17 protein-coding genes and 1 riboswitch are annotated in these 20,611 nt (G+C 34.2%); all 17 genes read left to right on the forward strand.

Going from position 1 to position 20,611, the window contains the following annotated elements; translation table 11 throughout:
* Positions 1–214 precede the first annotated feature (214 nt).
* Positions 215–322, forward strand: a riboswitch (glycine riboswitch).
* An 87-nt stretch (positions 323–409) separates the two neighbouring features.
* Positions 410–781 carry a GrdX family protein gene (locus FVE72_RS04000; protein WP_006807466.1) on the forward strand — a complete coding sequence of 124 codons (372 nt, stop codon included), beginning with the start codon at positions 410–412 and terminating at the stop codon, positions 779–781.
* 29 nt (positions 782–810) lie between these two features.
* Positions 811–1,755 (forward strand): thioredoxin-disulfide reductase, encoded by a 945-nt coding sequence (gene trxB / locus FVE72_RS04005; RefSeq protein WP_006807431.1) that lies wholly within the window; start codon positions 811–813, stop codon positions 1,753–1,755.
* A 22-nt stretch (positions 1,756–1,777) separates the two neighbouring features.
* Positions 1,778–3,070 carry an MFS transporter gene (locus FVE72_RS04010; RefSeq protein ID WP_026737341.1) on the forward strand — a complete coding sequence of 431 codons (1,293 nt, stop codon included), beginning with the start codon at positions 1,778–1,780 and terminating at the stop codon, positions 3,068–3,070.
* A 15-nt stretch (positions 3,071–3,085) separates the two neighbouring features.
* On the forward strand, positions 3,086–4,255 hold the full coding sequence (locus FVE72_RS04015) for a M20 metallopeptidase family protein (RefSeq protein WP_026737342.1): 1,170 nt from the start codon (positions 3,086–3,088) through the stop codon (positions 4,253–4,255).
* 74 nt (positions 4,256–4,329) lie between these two features.
* The gene (gene trxA / locus FVE72_RS04020) at positions 4,330–4,647 is read left to right on the forward strand and encodes a thioredoxin TrxA (RefSeq protein ID WP_006807450.1); all 318 of its coding nucleotides are present in this window, start codon (positions 4,330–4,332) and stop codon (positions 4,645–4,647) included.
* A gap of 23 nt (positions 4,648–4,670) precedes the next feature.
* Entirely contained in the window at positions 4,671–5,957 is a 1,287-nt protein-coding gene (locus tag FVE72_RS04025) for a glycine/sarcosine/betaine reductase component B subunit (RefSeq protein ID WP_006807544.1), read from the forward strand.
* 63 nt (positions 5,958–6,020) lie between these two features.
* The gene (gene grdA / locus FVE72_RS04030) at positions 6,021–6,482 is read left to right on the forward strand and encodes a glycine/sarcosine/betaine reductase complex selenoprotein A (RefSeq protein ID WP_081453616.1); all 462 of its coding nucleotides are present in this window, start codon (positions 6,021–6,023) and stop codon (positions 6,480–6,482) included.
* Between the two features lie 30 nt (positions 6,483–6,512).
* Positions 6,513–7,823 carry a glycine reductase complex selenoprotein B gene (gene grdB, locus FVE72_RS04035; protein WP_081724173.1) on the forward strand — a complete coding sequence of 437 codons (1,311 nt, stop codon included), beginning with the start codon at positions 6,513–6,515 and terminating at the stop codon, positions 7,821–7,823.
* Between the two features lie 81 nt (positions 7,824–7,904).
* Positions 7,905–9,431 (forward strand): glycine/sarcosine/betaine reductase complex component C subunit beta, encoded by a 1,527-nt coding sequence (grdC, locus tag FVE72_RS04040; RefSeq protein ID WP_026737345.1) that lies wholly within the window; start codon positions 7,905–7,907, stop codon positions 9,429–9,431.
* Between the two features lie 15 nt (positions 9,432–9,446).
* The gene (gene grdD / locus FVE72_RS04045) at positions 9,447–10,592 is read left to right on the forward strand and encodes a glycine/sarcosine/betaine reductase complex component C subunit alpha (RefSeq protein ID WP_026737346.1); all 1,146 of its coding nucleotides are present in this window, start codon (positions 9,447–9,449) and stop codon (positions 10,590–10,592) included.
* Between the two features lie 313 nt (positions 10,593–10,905).
* Entirely contained in the window at positions 10,906–12,330 is a 1,425-nt protein-coding gene (locus FVE72_RS04050; protein WP_026737347.1) for an alanine/glycine:cation symporter family protein, read from the forward strand.
* A gap of 585 nt (positions 12,331–12,915) precedes the next feature.
* Positions 12,916–14,202 (forward strand): sarcosine reductase complex component B subunit alpha, encoded by a 1,287-nt coding sequence (gene grdG / locus FVE72_RS04055; RefSeq protein WP_026737348.1) that lies wholly within the window; start codon positions 12,916–12,918, stop codon positions 14,200–14,202.
* A 12-nt stretch (positions 14,203–14,214) separates the two neighbouring features.
* Positions 14,215–15,534: a sarcosine reductase complex component B subunit beta gene (grdF, locus tag FVE72_RS04060; RefSeq protein ID WP_081724174.1), complete on the forward strand. Its 1,320-nt coding sequence runs from the start codon at positions 14,215–14,217 to the stop codon at positions 15,532–15,534.
* 30 nt (positions 15,535–15,564) lie between these two features.
* Positions 15,565–16,698, forward strand: a complete 1,134-nt coding sequence (locus FVE72_RS04065; RefSeq protein WP_006807435.1) for a YkvI family membrane protein — start codon at positions 15,565–15,567, stop codon at positions 16,696–16,698.
* 100 nt (positions 16,699–16,798) lie between these two features.
* Positions 16,799–17,188, forward strand: a complete 390-nt coding sequence (locus FVE72_RS04070; protein WP_026737351.1) for a GrdX family protein — start codon at positions 16,799–16,801, stop codon at positions 17,186–17,188.
* Between the two features lie 547 nt (positions 17,189–17,735).
* On the forward strand, positions 17,736–19,235 hold the full coding sequence (locus tag FVE72_RS04075) for a BCCT family transporter (protein WP_026737352.1): 1,500 nt from the start codon (positions 17,736–17,738) through the stop codon (positions 19,233–19,235).
* Between the two features lie 15 nt (positions 19,236–19,250).
* The gene (locus tag FVE72_RS04080; protein ID WP_026737353.1) at positions 19,251–20,579 is read left to right on the forward strand and encodes a glycine/sarcosine/betaine reductase component B subunit; all 1,329 of its coding nucleotides are present in this window, start codon (positions 19,251–19,253) and stop codon (positions 20,577–20,579) included.
* Positions 20,580–20,611 lie beyond the last annotated feature (32 nt).

Raw genomic sequence — 20,611 nt, forward strand, 5'->3', positions numbered from 1 at the left:
TTTTAATAAATTTATATTTGAGAGAAATATTTAAAATTAAAAAAATATTATTTTTTCGGACGGAAATTATTTTCTGACTTGTGTTCCTTGATTTTTAAGGATTTGTAAAGTAAAATGAAAATATTATTTTTTATTTGCTTTTTATATAAAATCGAGGTATAATTAAAATAGAAAATAGCAGTAATCAAAAATAAAGAATATTTAAAATATTTGGATGAAAAATGCGTGAGAGCCTCTTAGATATTATCAGAGCACCGAAGGGACAAGTTGATAATCTGCAATTATTGATGAAATTCTCAGGTAAACAGAACGTATTTGGACAAAACTCTGAAATTTTATGACAGGGATAAGTGCAGGGCATTTTTCCTGTTTTTTATTTATAAATTAAATTTTAAAGGAGAATTACAAAGTGAAACTAATAACAAACAATCCGAATTTTTTGAATTATAAAAAGAAAGATATAGAAGTGGATTACAGAGATGTCGATTATCTCAAAATATTGGAGATTGCGAGGGACTACATACATGTAAATTATGAGTTGCTTACTCATCCTTTGTATGGAAGTGTAAAGCCCAATGAAACCATATACAGATCAATAGTTTTGAAATCAAACGATAATCTTGATCATAATTCTGTTGTAATGATATCCGAAGCAATAGAAACTTTTGTAAAGTTCAGAAAAAATAAGGAAACTCCTTTATGGACAGATACTGTAAAAGAAGATTTCGGAGTGATAGACTATGATTTGATTACTAACGCTATAGAAAGAATTATAAAATAGTATATTAAAAAATAAGGAGGATAATAATTATGGCAGAGCATTTTGATTTAGTAATTATAGGGTCGGGACCTGCAGGTTTGTCATCGGCACTATATGCTTCAAGAGGTAAACTTAAGACACTTGTTCTTGAGAAAGGACAAAACGGAGGACAGGCTGCGATTACTCACTTAATAGAAAATTATCCGGGTGCTATTGAAGATCCGACAGGTCCGAAACTTACTCAAAGAATGTTGGAGCAGGCTAAAAATTTCGGTACAGAAGTTAGAAAAGAAGAAGTAGTGGAAGTAGATTTTTCAGGTAAAGAAAAAGTTATCAAATGTAAAGATAACGAGTATACTGCAAAAGCTGTAGTAATAGCTACAGGAGCTACTCCTAGAAAACTTGATGCTCCGGGAATCAAAGAACTTTCAGGAAAAGGAATATCCTATTGTGCAACTTGTGATGCTGATTTCTTTAAAGGATTGGAAGTTTACGTAGTAGGTGGAGGAAACAGTGCTGTAGAAGAAGCTATTTATCTTACAAAATTTGCAAGACAGGTTCATATAGTTCATATGTTAGATAATTTCCAATGTGAAAATATTACATTGGAAAAAGCTAAGAGTGTTCCTAATCTTGACATCAGATTGAGAACAGTAGTTCAGGAAGTAAAAGGAGACGGAATACTTGAATCAATAGTATTTAAAAATCTTGATACAAATGAAGTATATGAAGTTGAAGCCGACGAAGAAGACGGAACTATGGGATTGTTTGTATTTATAGGATATCAGCCTCAAACAGAATTGTTTAAAGGAAAAGTTGAAATAAACCAATACGGATATATAGTAGCCGGAGAAAATACAGAAACAAGCGTACCGGGAGTATTTGTAGCAGGAGACTGCAGAGTCAAAGAAGTACGTCAGGTAATTACAGCTGCTGCTGACGGTGCTGTATCGGCGATAGCTGCTGAAAAATATATCAGTAAAGAATTTGAATAATATAAAATACTTGGAGGGCTGAATGAATACGAATGATATTGAAAAGAGCAGGCAAATAAAAAAAGTGGAAAGTTACAGATGGATAGTGTGGCTGATACTTGCAGCAACTTATGTATTTGTTACCTTTCACAGAATGAGTGCGGGTGTAGTAAGAAGTGATTTGGAAGAAGCATTCAAGATAGGTGCGGCACAATTTGCCAATATAGGATCGATGTATTTTTATGCATATTTTATAATGCAAATACCGTCAGGTATACTTGCAGATAAAATCGGACCTAAAAAAACAGTTTTTATATTTTCGATAATAGCTGCATTAGGTTCTATATGTTTTGGACTTGCACCTGCTTTAGGAGTAGCTTATATTTCAAGGTTTTTCGTAGGAATCGGAGTATCTGTAGTTTTTGTTTGTTTGATTAAAATACAGTCACGTTGGTTTTATTCAAGAAATTTTGCATTAATGATCGGTTTTGCAGGATTAGCTGCAAATCTTGGGGCTATAATTGCACAAACGCCTTTAGTTATAGCAGTTGAAACTTTTGGATGGCGTAGAACTTTCATATATATGGGTATCATAATGGTAATATTTGCAATTTTAACTTTATTATTTGTAAGAGATGATCCGACAGAAATGGGACTACCAGGAATGGATGAGATTGAAAATAGACCGATTGCAACTTCAAATATAAATGTTATGAAAGCCTTAGGTTCTATATTGTCAAATCCTAAGACATGGACAATATCTCTAGTATACATAGGGCTTTATACAGGGTATACGGTATTTTTAGGAACTTTCGGAGTTTCTTTTCTTATGAGCAATTATTCTATTACAAAAATACAGGCTGCAAATTATATTATTGCAACTGTAATCGGTTCTGCGGTGAGCGGTCTTGTGATAGGATATTTATCCGATAAAATTAAAAGAAGAAAATCTATTCTTATATTTTCTTCAATTGCCACTTTGATTCTTTGGATAGTTTTAATTTATGTGAAACTTCCTTTAGGTTTATTAACTTCATATCTGTTTGTATTCGGATTTTTAATGACGGCATTTACTCTCTGCTGGACAGTAGGTAATGAAGTAAATGACAGAAGATTGTCAGGAATGTCTACAGGAGTAGTAAACTGTATAGGATTTTTAGGAGCAGCGGTGATTCCTGTGATTATGGGAAAAGTACTTGATACTTATAAAAATATGCCTGAAATAGGGTATAAAAAAGCTTATTTTGTACTGATTATTCTGGTTGGATTAAGTACTGTATTCTCGTTTTTTTCAACTGAAACTTACGCTACTAATGTATACAAAGAAAAAGAATAAAGGAGGCGGAGAATTATGTCGAATGTACTTGATAAAGCTAAAAAATACGAAGATTATATAATAAAAATAAGACGTAAATTACATGAAAATCCAGAACTCAGTTGTCAGGAATTTGAAACGAAAAAATTGATAGTTGAAGAATTAAAAAAATTAGGTCTTGAAATAAAAGAAACAAGCGGTACAAGTCTTATAGCTGTACTGAAAGGCGGCAAGCCGGGTAAAACTATAGCTTTAAGAGCAGATTTTGATGCTTTGCCTATTATAGAACAGTCCGATGTAGAATTTATTTCAAAAAATCATGGAGTTATGCATGCGTGCGGTCATGACGGACATACTGCAATGCTTTTAGGAGCGGCAAATATTCTGTCCGAAATGAAAGAAGAAATAAACGGAGAAATAAGATTTTTCTTTCAGGAAGGTGAAGAAATTTTTGCAGGAGCGAAAAAGATTATAGAAGCAGGCGGAATGAAAGGTGTAGATGCATGTTTCGGTATGCACGGAATGCCTATACCTACAGGGACTGTGAATATTGAATCAGGGTACAGACTTTCAGGATGTGATACAATATATGTGAATTTTGAAGGAGTTTCAGGACATGGTTCGGCTCCGCATCTTGCAAAAGATACAATTCATCCTGCATGCCTTTTTGTGACGGACCTTCAGTCAATAATTACGAAAAACTTGAATCCTCAAGAAGCAGTAGTTGTTTCTGTAGGAAAATTCAACGGTGGAACTAAAGCCAATATTATTTCAAAATATACTGAATTGGAAATATCGATGAGATATTTTAATCCTGAAGCAAGAAAAACAGTTCATGAAGCAATAATAAGACATACAAAATCTATTGCAGAAGCCTATGAGATAAAAGTGGATGTTCGTATAGAAGAAAGTACACTTAGCCTTTATAATTCGCCTGAAATGGTGGAACTTGCAAAAAAGGTCGCTACGGAAATACTGGGAGAAAATTGTAATGTTCCAATACCGAGACCTATGGCATCGGAAGATATGTCTTATTACTTTGAACATGCCAAAGGTGTATACATTTTTATCGGATATAAAAATGAAGAAAAAGGAAGTATTTATTTCCCGCATCATGAAAAATTTAAACTTGATGAAGACTATTTCAAATATGGGGCAGCAATATTTGTAGAATTTGCTCTTGATTATTTAAAAAGTAATTTATAGATCGATAAATTTATTAAATAATAATTATATATATATTATTTAAAAAATCTTTGAAAAAGAAAGGAGGGAGAAAAATGTTAGAATTAAATAAAGATAACTTTGAAGCTGAAGTATTGCAAGCTGACGGGTATGTATTTGTAGATTTCTGGAGTCAAGGATGCGAACCTTGTAAAGCATTAATGCCTGATGTTCATAAATTAGCTGAAAAATATGAAGGTAAAATGAAATTTACTTCTTTGGATACTACAACAGCAAGACGTCTTGCTATTAAACAAAGAGTATTGGGATTACCTACATTAGCTGTTTACAAAGGCGGAGAAAAAATTGACGAAGTAACAAAAGAAGATGCAACTGTAGAAAATGTAGAAGCATTAATCAAAAAATATATCTAAATTAAAGCAAAGGAGGAGTCATTATGCGTCTTGAGTTAGGCAAGATTTTCATAAAGGACATTCAGTTTGCTTCAGAATCAAAGATTGAAAATAATGTATTGTATGTTAACAAAGAAGAGTTAATCAAAGCAATTTGGGATGATGAAGCGATAGTATCGGTAGACCTTGATATAGCGAAGCCGGGAGAGAGTGTTCGTATTACACCGGTAAAAGATGTAATAGAACCTCGTGTTAAGGTAGAAGGAAGAGGAGGAATTTTTCCGGGAATTTTATCGAAAGTTGACACAGTAGGAGAAGGAAAAACAATAGCATTGAAAGGTATAGCTGTAGTAACTACAGGAAAAATCGTAGGATTCCAGGAAGGAATCATAGATATGACAGGACCGGGAGCAGAATATACACCTTTTTCTAAATTAAACAATTTAGTAATAATTGCTGAACCTGCTGAAGGTATTAAACAGCATGAGCATGAAAAAGCGGTTCGTTATATAGGATTTAAAGCGGCTAAATATATAGGAGAATTGGCTAAAGACTTAAAACCTGAAGAAACAAAAGTATACGAAACGAAACCGTTGCTTGAACAAATAGCTCAATATCCTGATTTACCTAAAGTAGGATATGTGTATATGTTACAAACTCAAGGATTGTTACATGATACTTATGTTTACGGAGTAGATGCTAAACAAATAGTTCCTACACTTCTTTATCCAACTGAAATAATGGATGGAGCAATAGTAAGCGGAAACTGCGTGTCTGCATGTGATAAAAACCCTACTTACGTTCATTTGAACAACGGAGTAATAGAAGAATTGTATGAAAAACACGGAAAAGAAATCAACTTCTTAGGTGTAATCATAACAAATGAAAATGTATATTTGGCTGACAAAGAAAGATCTTCAAACTGGACAGCAAAATTCACTAAATATTTAGGACTTGATGCAGCTATCGTTTCTCAGGAAGGATTCGGAAACCCTGATACTGACTTGATAATGAACTGTAAAAAAATTGAAAATGAAGGTGTTAAAACTGTTATCGTTACTGATGAATATGCAGGACAAAACGGAGCGAGCCAAAGCTTGGCAGATGCCGATCCTAAAGCTGATGCAGTTGTAACAGGAGGAAACGCTAACCAATTAATTACATTGCCTAAATTAGATAAAGTAATCGGACATATAGATGTAGTTAATGTAATTGCAGGAGGAAATCATGATTCGTTACAAGCAGACGGAAGTATCGTGTTGGAAATTCAGGCAATCACAGGAGCAACAAATGAAACAGGATTCGGTTATTTAAGTGCAAAAACTTACTAAAGATTTAACAGAATAAAAATAAGTTGATTTTCAAATAAAAAAATAATAAATGGAGGAAAGATAATGAGTAGTTTAAAAAATAAAAAAGTAATCATTATCGGAGATAGAGACGGTATACCCGGACTTGCTATCGAAGAGTGTGTAAAAACTATTGAAGGAACAGAAGTAGTATTTTCATCTACTGAATGCTTTGTCTGAACGGCTGCAGGTGCGATGGACTTAGAAAATCAAAAACGTGTTAAAGAAGCTGCCGAAAAATTCGGTAATGAAAACGTTGCGGTTTTATTAGGTGCGTCAGAAGCCGAAGCTGCTGGTCTAGCAGCTGAAACAGTTACTGTAGGAGATCCGACTTTTGCAGGGCCGTTGGCAGGAGTGGCATTAAATCTTGCAGTATATCATATAGTAGAAGAAGCAGTAAAAGAACAGGTTGATCCGGCTGTTTATGAAGAACAGGTTGGAATGATGGAAATGGTATTGGATGTAGATGCAATCTCTGAAGAAATGAAAGAAGTACGTGGAGACTAATCCAACTTACAGATAACTAGGAGGTAAAAAATGTCTAAAATAAGAGCAGTGCATTATATTAATCAGTTTTTTGCTGGAGTTGGAGGGGAAGAAAAAGCTCATATAGAGCCTGAATTAAGAAAAGAATTGCCGCCAATATCACAGCAATTACAAGCACAATTAGGAGACGAATTTGAAATAGTGGCTGCAGTAGTATGCGGAGACAGCTATTTCAATGAAAATCTGGAAAAAGCACAGGCAACTTTATTGAAAATGATTAAAGGTTTAGAACCTCAATTATTTATAGCAGGACCGGCATTTAATGCAGGACGTTACGGAGTTGCTGCGGGAACAATTACAAAATTAATTCAAGATGAGTTACATATACCGGCTGTAACAGCTATGTATATTGAAAATCCGGGTGTAGATATGTACAGAAAAGATGTATATATAGTAGAAGCATCCGACAGTGCAGCAGGAATGAGAAAAGTTTTACCTAAATTAGCTAAATTAGCAACAAAATTGGCTAAAGGAGAAGAAATACTTTCTCCTGCAGAAGAAGGATATATCCCTAAAGGAGTAAGGGTAAACTTCTTCCATAAAGAAACAGGATCCAAACGTGCTGTAGATATGTTAATCAAAAAAATTAAAGGTGAGCCTTTTGAAACTGAATATCCTATGCCTAATTTCGATCGTGTAGATCCTAATCCGGCAGTTAAAGATTTAACTAAAGCAACAATCGCATTGGTTACATCAGGAGGAATAGTACCTAAAGGAAACCCTGATCACATTGAATCATCTTCAGCATCAAAATATGGAGAATACAGTATAGCAGGAGTTAATGACTTGACAGCTGATACATTTGAAACAGCTCATGGAGGATACGACCCTGTGTACGCAAATGAAGATGCAGACCGTGTGTTACCTGTAGATATAATGAGAGAATTGGAAAAAGCAGGAAAAATCGGTAAATTACACGATAAATTCTACACTACAGTAGGTAACGGTACAGCGGTAGCGAGTGCAAAAGGATTTGCAGCAGAGTATGCACAAAAATTAAAAGCTGACGGGGTAGATGCAGTTATCTTAACATCTACTTGAGGAACTTGTACACGTTGCGGTGCAACGATGGTTAAAGAAATTGAGAGAGCAGGAATCCCTGTAGTACATATGTGTACAGTAGTACCTATATCTCTTACAGTTGGAGCAAACAGAATCGTTCCGACTATAGCAATACCTCATCCGTTAGGAAATCCTAAATTGGACAGCATAGAAGAAGAAAGAAAAATAAGAAGAAAATTAATAGATAAGGCGTTAAAAGCATTAACGACAGAAGTAGACGGTCAAACAGTATTTGAATAATTAACTTAGTTAATTCAGAAAGGAGACGGAGCGGTCTTGATTAGAGAAAACAGTCTTTTTAAGACTGCTCCAAATAAAAATATGAATTATCCAGTATTTAAAGGAGCAGGATATGTTCTGGTTCATACACCTGACATGATTGAAAACGGTTCTACATGTTCTATAGAAAGAGAAACAAATCCTGATTCTGAATTTTTAAAAGAAATAAAAAATCATATAAGATCATACGAAGAAGTAGTGAATTACTTGCCGAACCAGGTTTATATAGGAAGAAAAACTCCCGAAGAGTTAAATACATTCCCTATGCCTTGGTACAATATAAAAGATCAGAAAGGTGATCGTCACGGTAAATTCGGAGAAATAGTTCCTCAGGATGAATTTTTGGGAATAATGCAAATATCGGATGCTTTTGATTTAGTAAAATTATCCGAAGAATTTGTAGCATCAGTACGTCCGAAAATAGAGGAAAACTATAAAGAATTGGCTCCGTTTTTTGGACAGTTGAAAGGTTCCGATATAAGCGAAATCGATCCTAAAGATCAAAAATTAATTCATGAAGGAAAAGTTGTAGGATATGTAAAAAGAGCACATGACGTAGACCCTAACTTAAATGCTCACGTAATGGCTGAAAATCTTGTAGTTAAAGCGTCAGGAGTTATTTCTGCATTGCAATTATTAAGAAATGCAAAAATCAATCCTGAAGAAATAGATTATGTAATAGAATGTTCTGAAGAAGCGTGCGGAGATATAAACCAACGTGGAGGAGGAAACTTTGCAAAATCTATAGCTGAAATCGCAGGATTGACAAATGCTACAGGATCGGATTTACGTGGATTCTGTGCTGCACCTACTCATGCGTTAATAAGCGGTGCATCATTGGTTAAAGCGGGAATCTATAAAAACGTAATGGTAGTTGCCGGAGGAGCAACTGCAAAATTGGGAATGAATGCAAAAGATCACGTTAAAAAAGGAATTCCTGTATTGGAAGATGTGTTGGGAGGATTTGCAGTACTTATTTCTGAAAATGACGGAGTAAACCCTGTAATAAGAACCGACTTGGTCGGAAAACATAATGTAGGAACAGGTTCTTCACCTCAAAAAGTTATTTCTGCATTGGTAACACCGGGCTTGGATAAAGCAGGATTGAAAATTACCGATATTGATGTATTCTCTGTAGAAATGCAGAATCCTGACATCACAATGGCTGCAGGAGCAGGGAATGTACCTGAGGCTAACTATAAAATGATCGGTGCATTGGCTGTAATGCGTGGAGACATAGCAAAAGCCGGTTTGAAATCGTTTATAGAAGAAAAAGGATTGCCTGGATGGGCTCCGACACAAGGTCATATTCCTTCAGGAGTACCTTATGTAGGATTCTTGCGTGAGGATTTGACTACAGGAAATAAAAACAGAGCGATGATTGTAGGTAAAGGAAGCTTGTTCTTAGGAAGAATGACAAACTTATTTGACGGTGTTTCGTTCGTTGCTGAAAGAAATACAGGAGAAAAATCTTCTGAAGAAGGAGCAGTTTCTAAAGAAGAAATAAGAAAAATAATAGCAGAATCAATTAAAAAACTTGCTCAAAATATCGCAGATGCAGAAGAGTAGGGGGTGTATGCTATAATGAGTAAAAAAATAATTTCCGAAGTATTACTTGAGTTAGCCGATGCTATTGAAACAGGAAATTTCGGGAAAAAAATAAAAGTAGGAGTAACAACTTTAGGAAGTGAACACGGTAGTGAAAATATCATAAAAGGTGCAATAGCAGCTAAAAATGATTTGTTTGATATAGTTCTTATAGGAAAAGGGCATGAGGATTTTGAAAGTTATGAAACAGAATCTGAAGATGAAGCTCACAAAATAATGGAAGAATTATTGGATAAAGGCGAAATAGCTTCATGTGTTACTATGCACTATAATTTTCCTATAGGAGTTTCCACAGTAGGAAGAGTAGTAACTCCCGGAAAAGGAAACGAAATGTTTATAGCTACGACTACCGGAACGTCGGCAACTGACAGAGTGGAAGCTATGGTCAGAAATGCGATATACGGTATAGCAGCTGCAAAATCAGTAGGCATTAAAAAACCGACAGTAGGTATAATAAATATAGAAGGTGCAAGACAAACAGAAAAATTATTGTCCGAACTTCAAAAAAACGGATATGATTTTGAATTTACAGAATCTCAAAGAGCCGACGGCGGAGCGGTAATGAGAGGAAATGACTTGTTGATGGGTACGCCTGATGTGATGGTAACAGATTCATTAACAGGAAATTTACTTATGAAAATATTCTCGTCATTTACTACAGGAGGAGATTACGAAGCCCAAGGATACGGATACGGTCCGGGAGTGGGAGAAAATTATGACAGAAGAATATTGATTCTTTCAAGAGCATCGGGTTCACCTGTGGTTGCAAAGGCATTGAAATATGCTTATGAAGTGGCTACAGGAGAAGTAAACGAAAAAGCCAGAGAAGAATACAAAAAAGCTCAAGCGGCAGGATTGGATAAAATTTTTGCCGAATTGAAAAATAAAAAACAGGAAAGTAAACCTTCGGAAGAAGTAAAAGTTCCTGAAAAAGAAGCGGTAACATCTCAAATAGCAGGTGTAGATATTATGGATCTGGAAGATGCTGCAAAAGCTATCTGGAAACACGGTATATATGCTGAAAGCGGAATGGGATGTACAGGACCGATTATTCTTGTAAGTAAAGCAAATAAAGAAAAAGCCAAAGAAATATTGAAAGCGGACGGTTTTTTATCAGAATAAAAAATAATATTCCATATAAATAAGGCCTATAAATTTTATTCGGAATATTTATAGGCTGTTATTTTTGGATTATAATTATAATATTGCTATTTTAAATTTATATTATACTTTGTTAATTTTTTAACAAGATATAGGAAGTTTTTATAAATTATATAGTTATTACTATACGGAAGTACAATAATAGTGATTTTGGGTACTTTGTAAATATTCTGATTAATATGTAAATTATTTAAAGAATAAAATAGGATTTTTATGAAGACGGTAATTATTATTTGCTTGTGTATTAAATTTCAATATGCAGGGAGTGAAAAAAATGGGTTATGAAAAATTAGTAGATTTAATAAACACAATAAATAGTTTTATTGCAAGTAATATTTTGATGTGGGGATTATTGGGAGCGGGAGCATTTCTTACTCTTTTTTTAGGATTTCCACAGATAACTAAAATGTCAAGAGCATTTGGAATGGTATTTGGAGGGCTGTTTAAGAAAAAAGCAAATTCAAAAGAAGGTTCTATGTCTTCATTTCAAGCACTTGCTACAGCTATTGCGGCACAAGTGGGAACAGGTAACGTAGCCGGAGTTGCCACTGCCATAACTGCAGGAGGACCGGGAGCTATTTTTTGGATGTGGGTTTCAGCATTTTTAGGAATGGGAACAATTTTTACAGAAGCAACTTTGGCACAAAAGTACAGAAAAAAAATTCATGGAGAACTTGTAGGAGGACCGGCTTATTATATTTCTTACGGATTAAAAAAAGCAGGAATTTTAAGTAAATTTTTAGCAGGATTTTTTGCAGTGTCTATTATTTTAGCTCTCGGTTTTATGGGAAATGCCGTACAGTCAAATTCTATAGCATCGGGAATTAAAGGAATAAGTGGACTGGAAAATATAAATGCAGGAATAATCGGTGTTATAGTGGCAGTTTTGGCAGCCTTGATATTCTGGGGAGGAATGCAAAGAATAGCAAAATTTGCAGAACTCGTAGTTCCTATTATGGCGGCAGTTTATATATTGGCAAGTATTATAGTTTTAATTATATTTCATAAAGAAATAATACCTACAGTAATTTGGATATTTGAAAGTGCCTTTACACCTCATGCAGCAGTCGGAGGAATTGCAGGTTCAATAGTTAAAGTAGCAGTTCAGAAAGGTATCGCAAGAGGATTGTTTTCGAATGAGGCAGGAATGGGATCTACTCCTCACGCTCATGCCGTAGCACATGTAAATCATCCGGCAGAACAGGGATTATCAGCTATGGTAGGAGTATTTATAGATACTATACTTGTTTGCTCAGCTACAGCTTTATCTATCTTGGTTACAGGAGCATATAACCTTAAAGATGCAGGCGATAAATATTTAAGAGGAGCACAGCTTACTCAAGGTGCATTTAAAAATGCCTTTGGAGAGCCGGGAGCAATTTTACTTGCTATCTGTCTTGCATTTTTCGCATTTACAACTATAGTAGGATGGTATTATTTCGGAGAATCAAATATTAAATATCTGTTCGGTAAATCGGCTTTGCTTCCTTACAGAATAATAGTAATAGTTTGTATAATTGTAGGAGCATTACAGGAAGTTGATATAGTATGGTCATTGGCTGATATATTTAACAGTTTAATGGTTATTCCGAACTTGATAGCAATCGTATGGTTATCAGGAGAAGCAAAAGAGTTACTGGCAGATTATAATAAAAAATATGAAAAAAATGATGTCTATTATGATTATGAAGATAAGTAATTAGACAAAATTGAAAAGAAGCGATTTTAAAATTGAAATTGAAAGAAGTTAAAAATGTACCGAAGAACGGGAATGTAAAAATTGCATGTTTGGAGGTACATATTTTTATATTTGAAAAATAAAGATTCTAACAGAAAATTAAAAAATCGTAAACTGACTTGACAAATCAAAAAATGAGGTTATACTATAAACATAAGATAGGTGAGAAATTAATAAACAGTAATTTAATTTAAGTTATCAGCTTTTTAAATTAATGAAGATTGAAAGGAGAATTATTGTGAAAATAGTAGTTAATAACTTTAATACAAAAATAAAGAATGATAATTTGAATAATATGTACTTTTGAAGCTGAGAAGTATGTAATCATTGCGGTGCAATGAAATTACAGAATATGAATAACTTTTTATGCACAAGGCATTTTTATGCTCTAAATTTTTGAGTTGGAGTATAAGAATGCTTTTTGTATTTTATTATAGTTTATAAACATTAGATATATAAATCTGGAAATAAGGAGGTGGCGTATAAAAATATAATTTTGATAAAATTCTAAAAATGGTTATAAAATATTGAAGGAGGTAACATCTTATGAAATTAGAATTAGGAAAAATTAAAATCAACGATATACAGTTTTCCGATAAAACTTATGTCGAAAATCACATTCTTTATGTTAATAAAGAAGAAGTAGAAAAACTTGTTTTGGAAGATGACAAATTGATAGGATGCAGTCTTGATATAGCAAGACCCGGCGAAAAAACAAGAATAACTCCTGTTAAGGACGTAATAGAACCTCGTGTTAAAGTAAGCGGAGGAGAAATGTTTCCCGGAGTTATAGGTAAAGTAAGCCCTACAGTAGGAGGCGGAAGAACTCATGCACTTGACGGTTGTTGTGTAATTACTGTAGGACGTATAGTAGGATTTCAGGAAGGTGTAATTGATATGAGCGGACCTGCTGCTGAATATTGTCCTTTCTCGGGAACAGTAAATCTTTGTGTAGTTATTGAACCTAAAGAAGGACTTGAAACACATGTATATGAAAAAGCAGGACGTATGGCAGGACTAAAAGTAGCGGCATTTCTTGGAGAAACAGCAAGAAATCTTGAGCCTGATACTTTAGAAGTATTTGAAACAAAACCTATATTTGAACAGGCTGCAATGTATCCTGATCTCCCTAAAATAGGATATGTTCATATGCTTCAATCACAAGGACTTTTACATGATACTTATTACTATGGAGTAGATGCTAAACAATTTGTTCCTACATTTATGTATCCGACTGAAATTATGGATGGTGCTATAGTTTCAGGAAACTGTGTTGCTCCTTGTGATAAAGTTACTACTTATCATCACTTCCATAATCCTGTTATTGAGGATTGTTATAAACATCACGGAAAAGACATTAACTTTATGGGAGTTATCCTTACTAATGAAAATGTATTCCTTGCGGATAAAGAACGTCATTCGGATATGGTTGCAAAACTTGCTGAATGGATGCAATTGGACGGAGTTCTTATAACTGAGGAAGGATACGGAAATCCTGATACGGATCTTATGATGAACTGTCGTAAAGTAGAAAGAAAAGGCGTTAAAGTTGTTCTTATAACAGATGAATTTCCTGGAAAAGACGGTAAATCACAATCACTTGCAGATACTTGTGAAGAAGCAACTGCACTTGCTTCATGCGGACAAGGTAATGCGACTTTACAATTCCCGGTTATGGACAAAATAATAGGAACTATGGAATATATAGAAAGTCAAATCGGAGGTTGGGCAGGTTGTGTCAACGAAGACGGTTCATTTGAAGCTGAAATTCAAATTATAATAGCTTCTACTATAGCAAACGGATTTAATAAATTAGCTGCGAGAGGATATTAAGGAGGGATAAAAATGAAAAAATATAAAGTAGTTCATTATATAAATCAATTCTTCGCCGGTATAGGGGGAGAAGAAAAAGCGGATCATAAACCTGAATTAAGAGAAGGATCTGTGGGTCCGGGACAGGCTCTTCAAGAAGCATTGGGAGAAGAATTTGAAATAGTTGCTACAATTATATGCGGAGATAACTATTTCGGTGAAAATCTTGAAGTTGCAACAGATACAGTTCTTGAAATGGTTAAAAAATATAATCCTGATGTATTTGTAGCAGGACCTGCTTTTAACGCAGGACGTTACGGAGTGGCATGCGGAACAGTGTGTAAAGCTGTAGAAGAAAGATTGGGAGTTCCTTCAGTTACGGCAGAATACGAAGAGAATCCGGGTGTAGATATGTTCAGAAAAGACGTTATCATAATGAAAACCGGAAATTCTGCAGCAGACATGAGAAAAGTGGTAAAAAGTATTTCAAATATAGTAAAAAAACTTGCAAAAGGCGAAGAAATACTTGGACCTGCAATAGAAGGATATCATGAAAGAGGTATAAGGGTAAACTATTTTGCTGAAGAAAGAGCATCTGAAAGAGCTATAAAAATGATGTTGAAAAAATTAAAAGGAGAAGAATTTGAAACAGATCTTCCTATGCCTAAATTTGATAGAGTAGATCCGGCAGAACCTATTAAAGATATTAAGAAGGCAAAAATTGCAGTAGTAACTTCAGGAGGAGTTGTTCCTACAGGAAACCCTGATCATATAGAGTCTTCCAATGCTACAAAATACGGTTCTTATTCAATAGAAGGAATGAGTGAACTTTCACCTAATGATTTTACAACAATTCACGGAGGATATGACAGACAGTTTGTTATGGCAAATCCGAATCTTGTAGTACCTTTGGACGTATTAAGAGAAATGGAAAAAGACGGAGAATTCGGAGAACTTTATAATACATTCTTTGCTACTACAGGTACAGGTACAGCTACAGGTTCAGCAGCTAAATTCGGTACTGAAATAGGACAAAAACTTATAGATGAACATGTAGATGCTGTTATCCTTGTAAGTACTTGAGGTACTTGTACACGTTGCGGTGCAACGATGGTAAAAGGTATTGAAAAATACGGCATTCCTGTAGTTCATATGGCTACAGTAGTTCCTATATCATTAACAATAGGAGCTAACAGAATTATACCGGGAGTAGGTATACCATATCCTTTAGGAGATCCTACTCAAGGTGAAGTAGATTCCAAAAAAATACGTAAAAGAATGGTAAGAAGAGCACTTAAAGCGTTGCAAACACCTGTTACAGAACAAACAGTTTTTGAAAAAGACGATTTTTAATTAAAACCATTAGGAGAGGAACTGATACACATGGGAGAAGACAGCAATATAATTAACTGGAAAAGAGTTTTAATACTTGCAGGAGCAATTATTGCATTTACTATCGGTTCAGGATTTGCAACAGGACAGGAAATAGTTCAATATTATACTGCTTACGGTATGAGCGGACTTTTAGTTGTCGCAGTATTTGCAATAACATTTCTTTATTATAATTTCAGTTTTGCAAAAGCTGGAGCTGAAGAAAATTTTGACAGACCTAATGATATTTATAAATATTATTGCGGAAAATATATAGGAACATTTTTTGATTATTATTCAACAATATTCTGTTATATGTCATTTTGGGTAATGGTCGGAGGAGCTGCATCAACTTTAAATCAGGGATACGGATTGCCGCTTTGGGCAGGAGCAGTTATATTGACAGTAATAACTGTAGTTACTGTTATAGGAGGACTCAACTCTCTGGTTGATGCTATAGGAATAGTCGGACCTTTAATAGTTGTACTGTGTATAGCAATAGGTTTAATAACATGTATTAGAGACGGAGTAAATATCCCTCAAGGCTTGGAAATTATAAAAACTTCTGCTTATGAAGGTGCAAAAGCAGGAGAAACTATCAAAAATGCAGGAGCAAACTGGCTTATATCAGGATTATCATATGCAGGATTCGTACTTTTGTGGTTTGCGAGTTTCACTACTGCACTTGCAGGAAAAAACAGTAAGAAAAATTTAAAATACGGTATAATCGGAGGAACACTTGCAGTTTGTGTAGCTATAGTTTTGGTTTCTTTCGGGCAAATTGCAAATATTAATTTAGGAAGTGAAGGACAATATGTGTGGAATGCTCCGATACCGAATCTTATACTTGCTGCAAAAATTTGGAAGCCTTTCTCTGCTATATTTGCATTAGTTGTGTTTGCAGGAATTTATACAACAGCTGTACCTTTACTTTACAATCCGGCTGTATGTTTTTCAAAAGAAGGAACATTACAATTTAAAATACTTACAATATCTTTGGCATTGATAGGATTGGTTGTAGGTCTGTTCCTTGATTTCAGAACATTGGTAAACATAATATATGTTTTGAACGGTTATGTAGGTGCGGTACTTATAGTATTTATGCTTTGGAAGGATATTAAAGTTTTAAAAGATAAGAAAAAATAGGAATATAAAAGGAAGTAGGAGAAAATTCTTAAATGAGGGCTTATCAAGCCCTCGTATTTTCTTTATAATTTCTGATTTGAAAAATGAAAGGAAAAACCGTATGTGGAATTTAGAAAAAGCTATACTTGTTACTAATAATGATAAAGTTTATACTAAATATAAAGGTGAACTGCAATGTATTTTTGTAGAAAAATATGAAGATGTCTTAATAAAAGTAAGAGATTTGGTTTATGACAGACATATATTATTAACTCATCCGCAGGCATCAAGTTTAAAACCTAATCAGACACCGTACAGATCTGTAATGGTTTATCCTAAAGAAAAAGAAGATAATACGAAAGATATTCTTCTTATAGAAAAATGTCTGGAAACATTCAGACAATGGCAGCAAATAGCCAAAACACCTGAAAATTATCAGCCAAAAATATCGGATGATTTTAAAATAATTGATTTATCTGTAATAGACAATATAATACCTCGTATATATTGAGAATTAGACAAGTTAAAAAAATATCAAAATAGAGATTGACAAATCAAAAAATCGGGTTATACTATAAGTAACGGAAACTTAAAAGTTTTTATTTGATCGTCTATTTTAAAAACAGAACAGAATTTAAGAAATGCAGCAACAGATTAATAATATTCATAACAAATAAATTGCATACAAAGGAGAACAAATATGGAAATGTTAGTTAATCATAATGAAAAAGTTTTTAATATAGTAAAAAAAATGGAAAATATATGCTTTTGAAGCTGAGAAGTATGTAATCATTGCGGTGCAATGAAATTACAGAATATGAATAATTTTTTATGCACAAGGCATTTTTATGCTCTAAATTTTTGAGTTGGAGTATAAGAATGCTTTTTGTATTTTACTATAGTTTATAAACGTTGGATATATAAATCTGGAAATAAGGAGGTGAATTAAAGAAACAGTTTATAAAATGAACAAAGAGATTTGTTTTTGTTAAAGTATCAGGGTACTGAAAAATAAAAGAAAGGAGAAGTGTGATTGATAACAATCATACAACAAAAATATGAGCGAAAAAACAAAAGACAATTCGGTTTATTTAATTTCAGTGTCTATTATAACTCTGGTTGTTTTATGCGGTCTTATATTTCCTAAAGGATTTGAGTTATCGGCAAATATTTTGTTAAAAGGAATTGTTCATAATTTTGGATGGTTTTATACATTTGCAATGACCTGTTTTGTAGGATTTGCTATCTGGATAGCCTATTTTAGTAAATATAAAAACATGAAATTGGGACCCGATGATTCTAAACCTGAATACAGCAATTTATCATGGTTTGCAATGCTGTTTTCTGCGGGAATGGGAATAGGACTTGTTTTTTACGGAATATATGAGCCTCTATATCATTATGTAAATCCTATAGGAGCCGAATCAATGTCCGTTGATGCCGCTAAATTTGCTATGACGAAGTCGTTTCTTCATTGGGGATTGCATCCGTGGGCTAATTACAGTATATTGGGATTGGGATTAGCTTATATGCAGTTCAGAAGAAATAAACCGGGCTTAATAAGCAGTTTATTTATACCGTTGATAGGCGAAGAAAAAGCAAAAGGGTATATCGGAAAACTTATTGATATATTGGCAATATTTGCTACTGCTGCGGGAATGGCTACATCATTAGGATTGGGAACATATCAAATCAGCAGCGGATTGAACTTTATGTTTAAAATTCCCGAAACAACTCTTATACAAATAATAATAGTTGTTGTTATTACTATTATATATACTTGGACAGCTGTAACGGGAATTGATAAAGGAATAAAATTTATTTCAAATTTGAATATGATTTTGGTTGTGGCTTTATTAGGTTTATCAATTATATTCGGACCGACTATTGATATTCTTAATATTTTCGGTGAAAGTACAGGAAATTATTTGCAAAGTTTGTTATCCAATACATTTGAAATAGGAGCTTTCAGCAAAACCGACTGGTATGGAGCGTGGACATTATTTTACTGGGCATGGTGGATTGCGTGGGCACCTTTTACAGGAACTTTTATAGCGAGAATTTCCAAAGGACGTACAATAAGAGAATTTATAAGCGGTGTGCTTATTGTGCCGTCGTTAGTATCGTTTTTCTGGTTTTCAATATTCGGAGCAATAGATTTTGCAGTAGCAAAAGAAGTATTGGTAGAGGCTTCCAAAAATGCTTCAACTGCATTTTTCATGGTTATTAATAATATAACATTGGGAAATGTTATATCTGTAATAGCAATAGCTTTGCTGTTTACTTTCTTTATTACTTCGGCAAACTCGGCAACATTTGTTTTAGGTATGTTGTCTCATGAAGGAGATTTAAATCCGCCTAACTCGAAAAAACTCGTATGGGGAATTATACAATCGGCATTGGCTTTATCGTTGATGATAGGTTCGGCAAACGGATTGAAAATGTTACAGACAGTATCTATCGTAGCGGCATTTCCTTTTGCGTTTATAATGTTACTGACTATAGTTTCTATAATGAAAGCTCTAAAAGAAGATGATCAATACAATCAATTAAAATAAAACTGGGAGGAATATATGAAAAAGTTAAGAATTCACAATTTTCACGTAAAAGATGTTGTATTCGGTGAAAAGACAAAATATGAAAATGGAGTTTTGTATATAAACAAAGAAGAAGCACTAAATTTTATAAAAGAAGATAAGCATATTACAAGTGCAGATATAGAAATTGCAAAACCGGGAGAAGATATACGTATCGTACCTGTTAAAGAGGCAATAGAGCCTCGTGCGAGAAAAGACGGAAGAGCTGCATTTCCGGGAGTAACAGGAGATCTTGCTCCTTGCGGAGAAGGAGATTTGTATGCTCTTAAAGGAGTTTCGGTACTCGGTGTAGGTATGCACTGGGGGTCTTTCGGAGACGGACTTATCGATATGTCGGGAGAAGGACAGAAATATACAATATACGGAGAACTTATAAATATATGTCTTGTTGCTGATACTGATGAAGAATTTGAAAGACATGAACAACAAAAGAAAAACAGAGCAATCAGATGGGCAAGTCATAAATTTTCCGAATATTTGGCTAAAGCAGTGTTGGAACAGACTTCAAACGATATAGAAGAATACGATTTTGAATCTGTAAGAAACAGAAAAGCAGATGTAGAAAAACTTCCGAGTGTAGTATTGGTAATGCAACCTCAATCTCAAATGGAAGAAATGGGATATAACGATTTAATATACGGATGGGATTTAAACCACTATGTTCCTACATTTGTAAATCCTAATGAAATACTTGACGGAGCTATTATATCCGGTTCATTTATGCCTGCTTCATCAAAATGGTCTACATACGATATGCAAAATTTCCCTATTATAAAAGAATTGTATAAAGAACACGGTAAGACAGTTAATTTCTTGGGAGTTATCCTTTCCAATCTGAACGTTTCATTGGAACAGAAAGAAAGATCCGCAATCTTTGTTGCAAATCTTGCAAAAGCATTGGGAGCTGACGGAGCGATAGTTACAGAAGAAGGTTACGGAAACCCTGATACTGACTATATAAGATGTATAGTTGCATTGGAAGATGTAGGAGTTAAAGTAGTAGGAATAAGTAACGAGTGTACAGGTAGAGACGGAGCAAGTCAGCCGTTAGTTGTGCTGGATGAAAAAGCAGATGCGTTAGTGTCTACAGGAAATGTATCAGAAATGATAGAACTTCCTGCAGCTAAAAAAGTTATAGGAGAACTTCAGTCATTGGCAAGAGACGGATTGTCGGGAGGATGGGCTCACGATGAGATATTAGGTCCGAGTGTAAGAGAAGACGGTTCAATTATAATGGAAAATAATGCGATGTTCTGCGGAGATGCTATAGCGGGATGGTCTATAAAAACAATGAAAGAATTTTAAAATGAAAATATAAAAATTCATTATACAGGAGG

The sequence above is a fragment of the Pseudoleptotrichia goodfellowii genome, from assembly GCF_007990505.1.
Taxonomy (GTDB): Bacteria; Fusobacteriota; Fusobacteriia; order Fusobacteriales; family Leptotrichiaceae; genus Pseudoleptotrichia; species Pseudoleptotrichia goodfellowii.

Coding starts and splice junctions, on each gene's coding strand:
- grdC (WP_026737345.1), top strand. CDS start 7,905: ATGAATTATCCAGTATTTAAAGGAGCAGGATATGTTCTGGTTCATACA.
- FVE72_RS04070 (WP_026737351.1), top strand. CDS start 16,799: ATGTGGAATTTAGAAAAAGCTATACTTGTTACTAATAATGATAAAGTT.
- trxB (WP_006807431.1), top strand. CDS start 811: ATGGCAGAGCATTTTGATTTAGTAATTATAGGGTCGGGACCTGCAGGT.
- trxA (WP_006807450.1), top strand. CDS start 4,330: ATGTTAGAATTAAATAAAGATAACTTTGAAGCTGAAGTATTGCAAGCT.
- FVE72_RS04025 (WP_006807544.1), top strand. CDS start 4,671: ATGCGTCTTGAGTTAGGCAAGATTTTCATAAAGGACATTCAGTTTGCT.
- grdD (WP_026737346.1), top strand. CDS start 9,447: ATGAGTAAAAAAATAATTTCCGAAGTATTACTTGAGTTAGCCGATGCT.
- FVE72_RS04080 (WP_026737353.1), top strand. CDS start 19,251: ATGAAAAAGTTAAGAATTCACAATTTTCACGTAAAAGATGTTGTATTC.
- FVE72_RS04050 (WP_026737347.1), top strand. CDS start 10,906: ATGGGTTATGAAAAATTAGTAGATTTAATAAACACAATAAATAGTTTT.
- FVE72_RS04010 (WP_026737341.1), top strand. CDS start 1,778: ATGAATACGAATGATATTGAAAAGAGCAGGCAAATAAAAAAAGTGGAA.
- grdG (WP_026737348.1), top strand. CDS start 12,916: ATGAAATTAGAATTAGGAAAAATTAAAATCAACGATATACAGTTTTCC.
- FVE72_RS04075 (WP_026737352.1), top strand. CDS start 17,736: ATGAGCGAAAAAACAAAAGACAATTCGGTTTATTTAATTTCAGTGTCT.
- FVE72_RS04065 (WP_006807435.1), top strand. CDS start 15,565: ATGGGAGAAGACAGCAATATAATTAACTGGAAAAGAGTTTTAATACTT.
- FVE72_RS04015 (WP_026737342.1), top strand. CDS start 3,086: ATGTCGAATGTACTTGATAAAGCTAAAAAATACGAAGATTATATAATA.